This is a genomic window from Pseudomonas sp. SJZ131, assembly GCF_007828705.1.
Lineage (GTDB): Bacteria > Pseudomonadota > Gammaproteobacteria > Pseudomonadales > Pseudomonadaceae > Aquipseudomonas > Aquipseudomonas prosekii.
In genome coordinates this window covers 32,357-45,898 of the sequence record NZ_VIVC01000007.1, presented here as the reverse complement: position 1 = coordinate 45,898, position 13,542 = coordinate 32,357, and the positions used below count along the sequence as shown (strand labels likewise).

13 protein-coding genes and 1 pseudogene are annotated in these 13,542 nt (G+C 54.6%); 5 read left to right on the top strand and 9 right to left on the bottom strand.

Going from position 1 to position 13,542, the window contains the following annotated elements; all coding sequences use genetic code 11:
- Positions 1-2 precede the first annotated feature (2 nt).
- Both FBY12_RS25625 and FBY12_RS25620 read left to right on the top strand, forming a co-directional pair.
- Positions 3-518, top strand: a complete 516-nt coding sequence (locus FBY12_RS25625) for an SMI1/KNR4 family protein (RefSeq protein WP_121733977.1) — start codon at positions 3-5, stop codon at positions 516-518.
- A gap of 222 nt (positions 519-740) precedes the next feature.
- Positions 741-988 (top strand): annotated as a pseudogene (locus FBY12_RS25620) (IS3 family transposase); the annotation flags it as partial.
- A 2-nt stretch (positions 989-990) separates the two neighbouring features.
- Here the strand turns inward: FBY12_RS25620 and FBY12_RS25615 are convergent.
- Entirely contained in the window at positions 991-1,902 is a 912-nt protein-coding gene (locus tag FBY12_RS25615) for a DUF5677 domain-containing protein (RefSeq protein ID WP_145257039.1), read from the bottom strand.
- Between the two features lie 387 nt (positions 1,903-2,289).
- Here FBY12_RS25615 and FBY12_RS25610 point away from each other — a divergent pair, with 387 nt between their 5' ends.
- Together FBY12_RS25610 and FBY12_RS25605 are read left to right on the top strand one after the other, a co-directional pair.
- Positions 2,290-2,652 (top strand): hypothetical protein, encoded by a 363-nt coding sequence (locus FBY12_RS25610; RefSeq protein WP_145257037.1) that lies wholly within the window; start codon positions 2,290-2,292, stop codon positions 2,650-2,652.
- Positions 2,649-3,077 carry an SMI1/KNR4 family protein gene (locus FBY12_RS25605; RefSeq protein WP_145257034.1) on the top strand — a complete coding sequence of 143 codons (429 nt, stop codon included), beginning with the start codon at positions 2,649-2,651 and terminating at the stop codon, positions 3,075-3,077. The genes FBY12_RS25610 and FBY12_RS25605 overlap by 4 nt, the downstream gene beginning before the upstream one ends.
- 329 nt (positions 3,078-3,406) lie before the next feature.
- On the opposite strand, the gene FBY12_RS25600 is transcribed toward FBY12_RS25605, so the two are convergent.
- The 3 genes from FBY12_RS25600 to FBY12_RS25590 all read right to left on the bottom strand — a co-directional run bounded on the left by FBY12_RS25600 (position 3,407) and on the right by FBY12_RS25590 (position 6,029).
- A complete protein-coding gene (locus FBY12_RS25600) occupies positions 3,407-3,946 on the bottom strand; it encodes a hypothetical protein (protein ID WP_256663360.1) in 540 nt (179 codons plus the stop codon).
- A gap of 142 nt (positions 3,947-4,088) precedes the next feature.
- On the bottom strand, positions 4,089-4,622 hold the full coding sequence (locus tag FBY12_RS25595) for a single-stranded DNA-binding protein (protein WP_092277424.1): 534 nt from the start codon (positions 4,620-4,622) through the stop codon (positions 4,089-4,091).
- Positions 4,623-4,631: 9 nt separating this feature from the next.
- On the bottom strand, positions 4,632-6,029 hold the full coding sequence (locus FBY12_RS25590; RefSeq protein WP_092277421.1) for an MFS transporter: 1,398 nt from the start codon (positions 6,027-6,029) through the stop codon (positions 4,632-4,634).
- A 191-nt stretch (positions 6,030-6,220) separates the two neighbouring features.
- Here FBY12_RS25590 and uvrA point away from each other — a divergent pair, with 191 nt between their 5' ends.
- On the top strand, positions 6,221-9,055 hold the full coding sequence (gene uvrA, locus FBY12_RS25585; protein WP_145257031.1) for an excinuclease ABC subunit UvrA: 2,835 nt from the start codon (positions 6,221-6,223) through the stop codon (positions 9,053-9,055).
- 90 nt (positions 9,056-9,145) lie between these two features.
- Here the strand turns inward: uvrA and bfr are convergent, their stop codons facing one another.
- The 5 genes from bfr to rpsD all read right to left on the bottom strand — a co-directional run bounded on the left by bfr (position 9,146) and on the right by rpsD (position 13,525).
- A complete protein-coding gene (gene bfr, locus FBY12_RS25580; protein ID WP_092277415.1) occupies positions 9,146-9,610 on the bottom strand; it encodes a bacterioferritin in 465 nt (154 codons plus the stop codon).
- A gap of 149 nt (positions 9,611-9,759) precedes the next feature.
- Complete coding sequence (locus FBY12_RS25575; protein ID WP_145257028.1) at positions 9,760-11,214, bottom strand: catalase; 1,455 nt, start codon at positions 11,212-11,214, stop codon at positions 9,760-9,762.
- Between the two features lie 237 nt (positions 11,215-11,451).
- Complete coding sequence (gene rplQ / locus FBY12_RS25570; protein WP_007896790.1) at positions 11,452-11,838, bottom strand: 50S ribosomal protein L17; 387 nt, start codon at positions 11,836-11,838, stop codon at positions 11,452-11,454.
- 42 nt (positions 11,839-11,880) lie between these two features.
- On the bottom strand, positions 11,881-12,882 hold the full coding sequence (gene rpoA / locus FBY12_RS25565) for a DNA-directed RNA polymerase subunit alpha (RefSeq protein WP_003186012.1): 1,002 nt from the start codon (positions 12,880-12,882) through the stop codon (positions 11,881-11,883).
- 22 nt (positions 12,883-12,904) lie between these two features.
- Positions 12,905-13,525 carry a 30S ribosomal protein S4 gene (gene rpsD, locus FBY12_RS25560; RefSeq protein ID WP_003210056.1) on the bottom strand — a complete coding sequence of 207 codons (621 nt, stop codon included), beginning with the start codon at positions 13,523-13,525 and terminating at the stop codon, positions 12,905-12,907.
- Positions 13,526-13,542 lie beyond the last annotated feature (17 nt).

Sequence of the window (13,542 nt, the reverse complement as noted above, 5' to 3'; positions counted from 1 at the left end):
TTATGTTATATGACAAGATTTTAAACGAGCTCGGCGCGGAATCGATGTCTTTCGAGAAAAAACGGCTTCACAATAGTTTGCCAGACGATATTAAAATTTCAGAAAGCCTGAATAAGTTACTTGATAAATTCAATACAGCCATTGTCTTTTCCAATGGGGCAAAATTTAAAACCCCTAAAAAGATGCCTATCGGCGACAAAGATGGCTTCGTATTCTTAGATGTAATATACGGACTAGCCCCGGACTCAAACAACATTTACTACAAAAATGAAATGTATGCAAACCAAATACGCAGTGACCTCTACACTTTTGGCGAATCTGGTGGGGGAGATCAATTTTGCATTAACAAAAATACAGAAGAAGTATATTACTGGTATCACGAAGCAAAAGATGATGCATCTTCACTATTTCTAATTGCACCATCCTTTGCTCATTTTTTCGAGCACCTCATACCTGACAATGATGAAACCAATTCGAAAGATGACGATGGAATCGTCAGCGCCGAGTTTAATTTTTAAAAATCACAAAAAAGTACACATTCAGTTAGAGGGGGAATTCTCCACGCTTGGATTCGGGGTGCCCCCCCCTTGATTTCGTGGCCTCATGGCTCCTTTGATATTGACCGACGAAGATCTAGCCAATGCCGACTCTCTGACGGCATTACGCGCGATAACAGCCAAAATGAAATTCGCTCCTATCCCCGGAGATCCCGAATGCACCACTTTATGATCAGTCGGGGCGATTCACAGCAACTGCTTGGATTGATCAAACGCTCTTGGCTGGAAAGCGGTGGTGTTTATGGCTATCGCAAGATCCATGATGACCTGCGAGGGGTGGGTGGAGCTGTGGCCGTCACCGGGTAGCTAGGTTGATGCGCCTTGAAGGTTTACGTTCTCAGACTGGGTATCGACGGAGATCGGGGAAATATGGCGGTAAACCAGCCGTTGCCTCACCGAACTTACTGAAACGCCAATTCGATGTCAGAGAAACCTAGCTTCCTTTGGCAGTCTGCTGCTTATCTCGCAATTGGCTCATCCCCGGCGCCAGTCGATCAATACAGTTCTTGGTAACCGCCTCGTGCTCAGCGAGCATGGATTGAATTTCATAACCGATAGCGACGAATCGATCAGACGCGGTCTTATCCTCAGCTCGTTCAGCGATATGCGATGCCGCGACGCAATAAAACATGACGGAGTGAGTGGCTAAGTAAAAAGCGAAGGAGATCTTCTCTGCCTTCTGTTCCTCAAAGCATTCTGCCTTTTCTGCATCACTTAGCGGGGATTTCTCCACAACAAAGTGATTAAAGATATCATTGCTAAAGCTGTGGATGGAGTCTGACGCAGGAGTGAACAGCACGTGGTAAAAATGCTCATAGCCTGCATCCCGGAATCGCGCGGCAGCGTCCGGCCATCCCTTAACCCCTTTTGTGTCCAAGTCGCCGAACAACGCCCTGAAAACATCGAGCGATTCATCGAACTCCCTGGATCGTTCTATAGATTCGGCGTCACTGCTTTGCAAAGCGTACCGGAGCCAATTCCGAGCGCCCTTTTTAGCTCGCTCGAAGTAGTTGAGCAGGATCGATTTCGGACGATTCGAGGTACGGTCATTTTTGTAGAAAATCAGGTTTATCGCGTTTTCCAGCGACGTCCTGGACAACGACTCCGCAGCTGAGTAGCTACCAATTTTCAGACACTGCAGGATCGCATGGTTAACGTCCTCAATGATTTCAGCGGTGGTGTAGCAGCAAATCTTCGTGGCGAAAACAAAATCGCCTGGCCCATTCAGACTGACGCTGTGTAAAACGCTTTCGATTTCACGCTGTAGTTGCTCAAGTCTATGGAGGTGACGCATGTGTGCGAGGTGGGGCTTCAGCAGATGTTCTCTACGATCAAATTGCTCCACAGCTTTCAACTCCTAGTTTTCGTCAAGTGACCGGAGCTTACGCCTCTCTTATCAGAGATGGCTATTCTGAATAATCGATGCGCCCGGTAATTACATTGGATACCCTAAGATCCAGATAAAACCCAGGACAGTCGAAATACTCGCAATACGAAATCCATATGAGGAAGCAAAACTGCTCCAACAAATGCCGGGGTATTGGTTCACCGCCGAATTTGAGTAATCCTACGCAGGTCGACTCTTCCAACTAGCCTAATCAACAAACCCGCCAGGACGTTGTCTGCAGATAAGTCCGTCATGAATCAATTTTTTTACCGTTCACCTGCCCTTCCAGCCCTCTGCTAAGCGGCACGGCGACGCCATTCGATCCCCACGCATATAGCGTTTGATATGAGACCAAAATTGGCCGAGATGTGTCAGCCATTCCAAACCGAGCAGAACATTTTAAGGTTGCAAGCGAAAGCCTTTCAAGCCAGCCGATACTTATGCGGATTTAATAAAATAATGGAAACCATGGTGCCAGGCTTCAGGCGAGTAAAGGGCACCAAGATACCTACCAAAGGCATTAGCCCTGGCAAAGAAGTCACATGGCACCACATACCGGGAACGGATACACTCCAGTTGGTTTGGCGCTATCAACATGAACAGTCGAAAGACCCTCAGTGGAATGCTTTTTGGCAGAAAATGTTCCACCCTGGAAACAAAAAGGGGGCTTTGCAGATGAAAAGAAATAATTACGGAGGGCTGACATGAAGTTTGACTGGAGTTCTTTTGGGATCGAACAGGGTTCTTCAGTGGATACCAATACGATTTCCCAAGTAGAAAAACTTCTTAGCGTAAGTTTTCCAAAGTCATACTTGGACTTGGTCACATATTCCGATGAGGCCTCTCCAGAGATATCTTCATTTCCATATACCAACGAAGGGACTTGCATAAGTGAATTCTTTTCTTTCTCGCCTGATGTGGCCCCGCATACCATCTCATGGTACTCAGGGGCGGAAAAACCTCCAGGGCTTCCCAAAAAAATGATCCCGATAGCAAGGGATGCAAGTGGTTATCTAATTTGCCTAAACTTCAACACACCCTCCATCACCGTTGAGATATTTGATCCAAGCTCAAGCAAAACCGACTTCGTCGCAAACAATTTTGATGATTTTGTTAATTTGTGGAGTGAGTAAAAAAGCGAGTAAAAACAGTCTGATAAGGATCATTTTAACGACCAGTAGTAGTTGGTATGGAGGACTGTTTTTGAGGAAAGCCGCCTGTCGGCGAGATCAGCGCCTGTGAAAGTCGGCCAGTATTTGTGCCAACTTCTTCAGAAATCACCTACAAGCGCATACCTTCGATCAGCAACAGCATACCCATGAACTTACCAAACCCCGCATTCGATAACGGTAGCCCCTGCGAAACTCCCGACTTATGCGTTATAAAGAGATAGCCGTGTTTTTTGGCGCGAGGTATTTTATTTCTGAGTCTGATTACATAGTTATAAATCTGATTTGCAAGTTCAGGTATCAGCGGGAAGACCCGCTCCCGCGTCTTCACCACTGGCTGATAGGCCCGACGTCTTCGGTCGGTTGGCCTTGATCTGCGACACCATTCGCCCAATACCATCATGGCTCGGAACAGAGGTCGGTAGATTCTGGTCTGCGAGAAAGCCCAGGTAGTCCGCAATTACTGACATCCGCGTGTACTGATTGCCCTTGCTTACGGTTCGCACCGTGCGGGAAATTAAAATGCCACTCCCCCTATCCTCATCGGCCAAAGGCTTCTGCATGAAATCACGCAGCGAATGAATTTCGTGACTTAGCAGCAGCTCACCAGACGAAAAACGCGATTCGACATCAATGTTGTAATAACGCTGCCATGCATACATGGCTTTGAGGGCACTGAGTGCGCTTTGAATTGTATTCAGAGCTAATGAGCGTCCGCGCATGTGCACGGTTACGTAAAGCGCAGGGTAAAACAGAGGCATCCCAAGCTCATCGACGAGAACGATGAGCCGCTCACCATTTGAGGAATTAACCCTACGAAGAGAGAGGTTCATAGCAGCCAACTATTCTTTACATTTTTACAGGGTAGTACCTCACAGGAATTTGCTCAGAATATTTTTAACGCTCAGAAAAAACGAAGCCCCCGCATGGCGGGGGCTTCGTGGCTAAACTTTACAAAAAGCTCTAAGGTATGGCCTAGAACGGGATATCGTCATCAAAGCTGTCGAAATCCGGAGCCGGTTGCGGCGCGGCTTGCTGGGGAGCAGGTGCCTGGCGCTGTTGCGGAGCGGATTGCTGCTGCGGACGCGGAGCCTGTTGCTGGCGTGGTGCCGGCGCGGACTGCTGGTAGTTGTTGCCGCCGCCCTGCTGCTGGTCGCCCTGTTGTGGACGGCCGCCGAGCAGTTGCATGGTGCCTTGCATGTCGACCACGATTTCAGTGGTGTAACGCTTGATACCGTCTTTTTCCCACTCGCGGGTTTGCAGCTTGCCTTCGATGTACACCTGCGAACCTTTACGCAGGTATTCGCCGGCGATTTCCGCAACCTTGCCGAACATCGACACACGGTGCCATTCGGTCTTCTCGACCTTCTGACCGGTTTGCTTGTCGGTCCACTGTTCGCTGGTCGCCAGACTCAGGTTGGTCACGGCGTTACCGTTAGGCAAGTAGCGAACTTCGGGATCCTGGCCGCAAGTACCGACCAATATGACTTTGTTAACCCCACGGGCCATAACGTTCTCCTAGGCTACGCACGCTGCCTCGGCCGGGTTGTTCACCAGGCGCTCAAGGGTCGTGCGATCCAATAGTTCTGTGTCCAATTTGATGTAAATCGCCGCTTCGTCTGCGACGACCACTGCATCTGTTACCCCTACGACAGCCTTCAGGCGCTCGACCAGACCCGCTTCGCGGATTGCCTCGGGAGACAACGGCAAGCGCAGGCTCGTGACGTAAGGAGGTTCGCGCATGGTAACAGCAAAGACCAGCCAAAGTGCAGCCAGGCCGGCGCATCCAAGGAACACAACCGACAAACCGCCATGCTGGAAAAGCCAGCCGCCGAGGATGCCACCCAGCGCCGAACCGAGGAACTGGCTGGTGGAATAAACCCCCATTGCCGTGCCTTTGCCGCCTGCTGGTGAAACCTTGCTGATCAGTGATGGCAATGAAGCTTCGAGCAAGTTGAACGCGGTGAAGAACACCACCGTCCCGATCACCAGAGCCCGCAAGCTGTCACCGAACTGCCAGAAGAATAGCTCAGTGAGCATCAGCGTCGCGACGGCGCCCAATAAAACTCGTTTCATTTTGCGTTTCTTCTCGCCATAGATGATGAAAGGAATCATGGCGAAGAAAGAAATCAGCAGCGCGGTCAGGTACACCCACCAGTGCTGCTCCTTGGGCAGCCCGGCTTTTTCGACCAGGGCCAGGGGCAATGCGACAAAGCTCGACATCAACATCGCATGTAACACAAAAATGCCCAGGTCCAGGCGCAACAGGTCGGGATGCTTGAGTGTCGGAATCAGCGCCTGGCGCGCGACGCCGGACTCGCGATGCTGCAACGGCCCGGTCGCACGCGGCACCATGAACATCACGATGACGATACCGAGCAGCGCCATGCCACCCGTGGCGTAGAACAACCCGGACAAGCCGAACGCACTGGTCAGCAGCGGGCCGACGACCATAGCGACAGCGAACGACAGACCGATGGTCATGCCGATCATGGCCATGGCTTTGGTCCGATGCTGTTCGCGGGTCAGGTCTGACAGCAGCGCCATGACCGCCGCCGAAATCGCCCCGGCGCCCTGCAGGATTCGCCCGGCGATGACGCCCCAGATCGAATCGGCATTGGCCGCCAGCACACTGCCCAATGCAAAGACAATCAGCCCCAGATAAATCACCGGGCGCCGGCCAATGCGGTCGGAAATGAACCCGAACGGAATCTGAAACAGCGCCTGAGTCAGGCCGTAAGCGCCAATCGCCAGCCCGATAAGGGCCGGGGTCGCTCCCGCCAGATCCATCCCATAGGTCGCCAATACCGGCAACACCATGAACATGCCAAGCATACGGAAGGCGAACACCAGGGCCAGACCGCTGGCTGCGCGGGTCTCACTGCCACTCATGCGTTCGCTGTGGGGATCGTGCATGGAAAAACCTCATGTGAACCGGCGGCGATTCTACCAGTCCCATCGATTGACGGGGTATATCGCGACGCTATGACGCGCATAGATGACGCAGTCTTCATGTAAGCCTGCGCTGCCCCGATTTGATAGTGTGCATCCATCCAGTATTTGGCCGTATACTCCTACGTTTTCGACGCCCGCCAAGCGAGGCCACTTTGGACAAGATCCTGATTCGTGGGGCCCGAACCCACAACCTGAAGAACATCGACCTGACCCTGCCACGGGACAAACTGATCGTCATCACCGGCCTGTCCGGATCCGGCAAGTCGTCCCTGGCATTTGACACGTTGTACGCTGAAGGCCAGCGCCGCTACGTCGAATCGCTCTCGGCCTACGCCCGGCAGTTCCTGTCGATGATGGAAAAACCGGACGTCGACACTATTGAAGGTTTGTCGCCGGCGATTTCCATCGAACAGAAGTCGACCTCGCATAACCCGCGCTCGACGGTCGGCACCATTACCGAAATCTACGATTACCTGCGCTTGCTGTATGCCCGCGTCGGTATTCCGCGTTGCCCGGACCACGATATTCCGCTGGAAGCGCAGACCGTCAGCCAGATGGTCGACCTGGTCCTCGCGCAGCCCGAAGGCAGCAAATTGATGTTGCTGGCGCCGGTGATTCGCGAGCGTAAAGGCGAGCATCTGTCAGTCTTCGAAGAACTGCGCGCCCAGGGTTTTGTGCGCGCGCGGGTCAACGGCCGCCTGTGCGAGCTGGACGAGTTACCGAAGCTGGATAAACAGAAGAAGCATTCGATCGATGTCGTGGTCGACCGCTTCAAGGTCCGCGCCGATCTGCAGCAGCGCCTCGCCGAATCCTTCGAAACCGCACTGAAGCTGGCGGACGGCATCGCGCTGGTTGCGCCGATGGACGACGAACCCGGCGAAGAGATCATTTTCTCCGCGCGCTTCGCTTGCCCGATTTGCGGTCATGCGATCAGCGAACTGGAACCGAAGCTGTTTTCCTTCAACAACCCGGCCGGCGCCTGCCCGACGTGCGACGGCCTGGGCGTGAAGCAGTTCTTCGACATCAAGCGCCTGGTCAACGGTGAATTGACCCTGGCCGAGGGCGCGATACGCGGCTGGGACAGGCGTAACGTCTATTACTTCCAGATGCTCGGGTCATTGGCGTCCCACTATAAATTCAGCCTTGAAGTGCCGTTCAACGAACTGCCGGCCGACCAGCAGAAATTCATCCTGCACGGCAGCGGTTCGCAAAACGTCGACTTCAAATACCTGAACGACCGTGGCGATATCGTCAAACGCTCGCACCCGTTCGAAGGCATCGTGCCGAACCTGGAACGTCGTTATCGCGAAACCGAGTCCGCCTCGGTGCGTGAAGAGCTGGCCAAGTTCCTCAGCACCCAGCCTTGCCCGGATTGCCGTGGCACGCGTCTGCGCCGGGAAGCGCGGCACGTGTGGGTTGGCGAGAAGACCTTGCCGGCGGTGACCAATCTGCCGATCGGCGATGCCTGCGAGTACTTCGGTGTATTGAAGCTGACTGGCCGTCGCGGCGAAATTGCCGACAAGATTCTCAAGGAAATCCGCGAGCGTCTGCAGTTCCTGGTTAACGTCGGTCTGGATTATCTGTCGCTGGATCGCAGTGCGGACACGTTGTCCGGCGGTGAAGCGCAGCGCATTCGTCTGGCCAGCCAGATCGGCGCCGGTCTGGTTGGGGTTTTGTACATCCTCGACGAACCGTCGATTGGTCTGCATCAACGCGACAATGACCGGCTACTTGGCACGCTCAAGCATTTGCGCGACATCGGCAACACGGTGATCGTGGTCGAGCATGACGAAGACGCGATTCGCCTTGCCGATTATGTGGTGGACATCGGCCCGGGCGCAGGCGTCCACGGCGGCCACATCGTCGCCGAAGGCACACCGGCCGAGGTCATGGCGCATCCAGACTCGTTGACCGGCAAATATTTGTCGGGCCGCGTGAAGATTGCTGTCCCGGCCAAACGCACACCGCGCAACAAAAAGCTGTCGCTGTCGCTCAAGGGCGCTCGCGGCAACAACTTGCGCAATGTCGATCTGGATATTCCGATCGGCCTGCTGACCTGCGTGACCGGGGTTTCCGGTTCGGGTAAATCGACGCTGATCAACAACACCCTGTTCCCGCTGAGCGGGACCGCACTCAACGGTGCAACCACCCTCGAAGCTGCCGCACATGACAGCATCAAGGGCCTGGAGCATCTGGACAAGGTTGTCGACATCGACCAGAGCCCGATCGGCCGGACGCCGCGTTCCAACCCGGCGACCTACACCGGTTTGTTCACGCCGATCCGCGAACTGTTCGCCGGCGTGCCCGAGTCGCGCTCGCGCGGTTATGGCCCGGGGCGTTTCTCCTTCAACGTCAAGGGCGGACGCTGCGAAGCCTGCCAGGGCGATGGCCTGATCAAGGTTGAAATGCACTTTTTGCCGGACATCTATGTGCCGTGCGACGTGTGCAAGAGCAAGCGCTACAACCGCGAAACGCTCGAGATCAAGTACAAGGGCAAGAGCATCCACGAAACCCTAGAGATGACTATCGAGGAAGCACGGGTGTTCTTCGATGCGGTCCCGGCACTGGCGCGCAAGCTACAGACGCTGATGGACGTCGGCCTGTCGTACATCAAACTCGGGCAATCGGCGACTACCTTGTCCGGCGGCGAGGCGCAACGGGTGAAACTGTCCCGTGAGCTGTCCAAGCGCGATACCGGCAAGACGCTGTACATCCTCGATGAGCCAACCACTGGTTTGCACTTCGCCGATATTCAGCAATTGCTCGACGTCCTGCATCGACTGCGCGACCACGGCAACACTGTGGTGGTGATCGAGCACAATCTGGACGTGATCAAGACCGCCGACTGGTTGGTGGACCTTGGCCCGGAAGGTGGTTCGAAAGGCGGGCAGATCATTGCGGTCGGTACGCCGGAAGAAGTCTCGGAGATGAAGCAGTCTCACACCGGCTTCTACCTCAAGCCGCTGCTGGCTCGCGACAAGGCCTGAATCAGGCCCACGAAAAAGCCCCTGTCACTTCATCAGTGACAGGGGCTTTTTTGTAGACGGGTATTTCATTTCCGTTGTTGTATCTGGAGATCAGAACTGCGATTGCAGGTAATTCTCCAGACCGATCAGCTTGATCAGGCCCAACTGCTTCTCCAGCCAGTAGGTGTGATCTTCTTCGGTGTCGTTCAGCTGAACGCGCAGGATCTCGCGGCTGACGTAGTCTTTGTGCAACTCGCAAAGCTCGATGCCTTTGCAGAGTGCGGCGCGGACTTTGTATTCCAGTCGCAGGTCGGCAGCCAGCATTTCCGGCACCGTGGTGCCGACATCGAGATCGTCGGGACGCATGCGCGGCGTGCCTTCGAGCATCAGGATGCGGCGCATCAAGGCGTCAGCGTGCTGCGCCTCTTCTTCCATCTCGTGGTTGATACGTACGTAGAGCTCGGTGAAACCCCAGTCCTCATACATCCGCGAGTGAACGAAATATTGGTCACGCGCGGCCAGTTCGCCGGTCAGCAACGTGTTGAGGTAATCGATTACGTCTGGGTGGCCTTGCATCGCCCTACATCTCCCTGCTTGAAAGTCTGTAGTTTGAACCAAGCGGACTGATTGGTCACCCTGCACGCGCGATAAAAGCGAAGATATTCAGAGAAAAGTGGCTTAAAAAACGCAAAAACCGCCCAAATGAGGGCGGTTCTGCTTCTCGTTTAGACTTCGTTAAGCTGTACGCCCAACGCCTTTGCGATTGCTTCTCCATACGCCGGGTCAGCTTTGTAGAAGTGCTGCAACTGACGGTCTACTACATCGCCGGAGACCCCGGCCATCGCACCGGCAATGTTGCTGATCAGCAGGTGTTTTTGCTGATCACTCATCAAGCGGAACAGCGCACCGGCGTGGCTGTAGTAATCGGTATCTTCGCGGTGATCGTAGCGATCAGCCGCACCACTCAAGGCCAACGCCGGTTCGGCGTAACGCGTCGCTTGTTTTGGCGATTCGATGTAGCTGTTCGGCTCGTAATTTGGCGCTGCACCACCGTTGCTGCCGAACGCCATCGAACCATCGCGCTGATAGGTGTTGACCGGGTTGCGCGGCGCATTCACCGGCAGTTGCTGGTGATTGGTGCCAACGCGATAGCGGTGCGCATCGGCGTACGCAAATACGCGTCCCTGCAACATGCGATCCGGCGACAGGCCAACACCTGGGACCATGTTGCTCGGGCCGAACGCGGCTTGCTCGACTTCGGCAAAGTAGTTCTGCGGATTACGGTTGAGTTCCAGTTCACCCACTTCAATCAGCGGGAATTCCTTCTGCGACCAAGTCTTGGTCACATCGAACGGATTCTCGTAATGCGCTGCAGCCTGAGCCTCGGTCATGATCTGGATGCAGACCCGCCATTTCGGGAAATCACCGCGCTCGATCGCACCGAACAGGTCGCGCTGTGCGTAGTCCGGATCGGTCCCGGCCAAGCGAGCAGCTTCTGCCGGCGCCAGGTTCTTGATCCCTTGCTGGGTCTTGTAGTGCCATTTCACCCAGTGACGCTCGCCCGTCGCGCTGATCAGGCTGTAGGTGTGGCTGCCGAAGCCGTGCATGTGCCGGTAGCCGTCAGGGATGCCGCGATCCGAAAACAGGATCGTGACCTGGTGCAGCGCCTCGGGAGAATGCGACCAGAAGTCCCACATCATCTGCGCACTCTTCAGGTTGCTTTGCGGCAGACGTTTTTGCGTGTGAATAAAGTCGGGGAATTTCAGCGGATCGCGAATGAAGAATACCGGCGTGTTGTTACCAACGATGTCCCAGTTGCCTTCTTCGGTGTAGAACTTCAGGGCGAAACCACGTGGATCGCGCTCGGTATCAGCCGAACCGCGCTCGCCACCAACGGTGGAAAAACGCAGGAAGGTCGGGGTTTGCTTGCCAACGGATTCGAACAACTTGGCGCTGGTGTACTGAGTAATGTCGCGCGTTACGGTGAAAGTACCGTAAGCGCCCGAACCCTTGGCGTGGACGCGGCGTTCTGGAATGTTTTCACGATTGAAGTGAGCCAGCTTCTCGAGCAGGTGGAAATCGTCGAGGAGCAGCGGGCCACGCGGGCCGGCGGAACGGGAATTCTGGTTATCGGCGACGGGCGCGCCACTGGCGGTGGTCAGCGTTTTATTTTGGCTCATGCGATCTCTTCCTCAGTCAGTCTTGAACTGCCGGCTAATCGGCGTGGGAGGAGTATTGACCATTGATCGGCTTGCTTACAAATTCATTAATTTGTGCCGATCAATAGAAAATTACTAACAACAATCCCGCGCACATAGTGATGGCATCTACCGCAAGGAAGCTTGTACGAACCGCGCATTTCTTACAGGCACAAAAAACCGGGCACTAGGCCCGGTTCTTCGTTTCAGACTGATGTCTTACTCAGCGGATACAGCTTCACCGCCAACAGGACGATCAACCAACTCGACGTACGCCATAGGCGCGTTGTCGCCAGTGCGGAAACCGCACTTGAGGATGCGCAGGTAGCCACCCTCACGGGTAGCGTAACGCTTGCCCAGGTCGTTGAAGAGCTTGCCAACGATAGCTTTCGAACGAGTACGGTCGAAAGCCAGACGGCGGTTAGCCAGGCTGTCTGTCTTGGCCAAAGTGATCAGCGGCTCAGCAACGCGACGCAGTTCTTTAGCTTTCGGCAGTGTAGTTTTGATCAGCTCGTGCTCGAACAGCGACACTGCCATGTTTTGAAACATGGCCTTGCGGTGCGAGCTAGTGCGGCTCAGGTGACGACCACTTTTACGATGACGCATGGTTCATTCCTTACCAAACACAACGTTCGGTGATTACGACGATCAGGCAGTCGCCTTGTCGTCCTTCTTAAGACTTGCAGGCGGCCAGTTGTCGAGGCGCATGCCGAGGGACAGACCGCGGGAGGCCAGAACGTCCTTGATTTCAGTCAAGGATTTCTTGCCAAGGTTCGGAGTCTTCAACAGCTCTACTTCGGTACGCTGAATCAGGTCACCGATGTAGTAGATGTTTTCCGCCTTAAGGCAGTTAGCCGAACGTACAGTCAGTTCCAGATCGTCAACCGGGCGAAGCAGGATCGGATCGATCTCGTCTTCCTGCTCGACAACCACTGGCTCACTGTCACCTTTGAGATCGACGAACGCAGCCAACTGCTGTTGCAGGATGGTTGCAGCACGGCGGATAGCCTCTTCAGGATCCAGGGTACCGTTGGTTTCCAGATCAATAACCAGCTTGTCCAGGTTAGTACGCTGTTCGACACGGGCGTTTTCCACCACGTATGCGATACGGCGAACCGGGCTGAACGAAGAGTCAAGCTGCAAGCGACCAATGCTGCGGCTTTCGTCTTCATCGCTCTGACGCGAGTCTGCCGGTTCATAACCACGACCACGAGCTACGGTGAGCTTCATGTTCAGGGCGCCGTTAGACGCCAGGTTAGCGATTACGTGATCGGGATTAACGATCTCGACATCATGATCCAGCTGAATATCGGCAGCGGTAACCACCCCCGAACCCTTCTTCGACAAGGTCAGCGTAACTTCGTCACGGCCGTGCAGCTTGATAGCCAGACCTTTAAGGTTCAACAGGATTTCAATTACGTCTTCCTGTACACCTTCGATGGCGCTGTACTCATGGAGCACACCGTCAATCTCGGCCTCGACTACTGCGCAGCCGGGCATTGAGGACAACAGGATGCGTCGCAGCGCGTTGCCCAGGGTGTGGCCGAAACCACGCTCGAGAGGCTCGAGAGTGATCTTGGCGCGGGTTGGACTGACAACCTGCACATCAATATGGCGGGGTGTCAGGAACTCATTTACCGAAATCTGCATGGATGCACCTATTTTCTAGCCCTTACTTGGAGTAGAGCTCGACAATCAGGCTTTCGTTGATGTCGGCGGACAGATCACTGCGAGCAGGAACGTTCTTGAAAACGCCCGACTTCTTCTCAGTGTCTACTTCTACCCATTCTACGCGGCCACGTTGGGCACACAGATCGAGAGCTTGGACAATGCGAAGTTGGTTCTTTGCTTTCTCGCGAATCGCGACCACGTCACCAGCACGAACCTGGTACGACGGCACGTTTACGGTCTGACCGTTAACGCTTACGGATTTGTGCGATACCAGCTGACGGGATTCGGCACGAGTAGAGCCAAAACCCATACGGTATACAACGTTGTCCAGACGGCATTCGAGCAGTTGCAACAGGTTTTCGCCAGTTGCACCTTTCTTGCCAGCAGCTTCTTTGTAGTAGCCGCTGAATTGACGCTCGAGAACGCCGTAGATACGACGGACCTTCTGCTTTTCACGCAGTTGGGTGCCGTAATCGGACTGGCGACCGCGGCGTTGGCCGTGGATACCAGGTGCTGCTTCGATGTTGCACTTCGATTCGATCGCGCGCACGCCGCTCTTCAGGAAGAGATCGGTGCCTTCGCGACGAGCGAGTTTGCATTTTGGACCAATGTAACGAGCCATTCTTTACAATCTCCTGG

Coding starts and splice junctions, on each gene's coding strand:
- FBY12_RS25625 (WP_121733977.1), top strand. CDS start 3: ATGTTATATGACAAGATTTTAAACGAGCTCGGCGCGGAATCGATGTCT.
- FBY12_RS25610 (WP_145257037.1), top strand. CDS start 2,290: ATGAGACCAAAATTGGCCGAGATGTGTCAGCCATTCCAAACCGAGCAG.
- FBY12_RS25605 (WP_145257034.1), top strand. CDS start 2,649: ATGAAGTTTGACTGGAGTTCTTTTGGGATCGAACAGGGTTCTTCAGTG.
- FBY12_RS25600 (WP_256663360.1), bottom strand. CDS start 3,946: ATGAACCTCTCTCTTCGTAGGGTTAATTCCTCAAATGGTGAGCGGCTC.
- FBY12_RS25595 (WP_092277424.1), bottom strand. CDS start 4,622: ATGGCCCGTGGGGTTAACAAAGTCATATTGGTCGGTACTTGCGGCCAG.
- FBY12_RS25590 (WP_092277421.1), bottom strand. CDS start 6,029: ATGCACGATCCCCACAGCGAACGCATGAGTGGCAGTGAGACCCGCGCA.
- bfr (WP_092277415.1), bottom strand. CDS start 9,610: ATGCAAGGCCACCCAGACGTAATCGATTACCTCAACACGTTGCTGACC.
- FBY12_RS25575 (WP_145257028.1), bottom strand. CDS start 11,214: ATGAGCCAAAATAAAACGCTGACCACCGCCAGTGGCGCGCCCGTCGCC.
- rplQ (WP_007896790.1), bottom strand. CDS start 11,838: ATGCGTCATCGTAAAAGTGGTCGTCACCTGAGCCGCACTAGCTCGCAC.
- rpoA (WP_003186012.1), bottom strand. CDS start 12,882: ATGCAGATTTCGGTAAATGAGTTCCTGACACCCCGCCATATTGATGTG.
- rpsD (WP_003210056.1), bottom strand. CDS start 13,525: ATGGCTCGTTACATTGGTCCAAAATGCAAACTCGCTCGTCGCGAAGGC.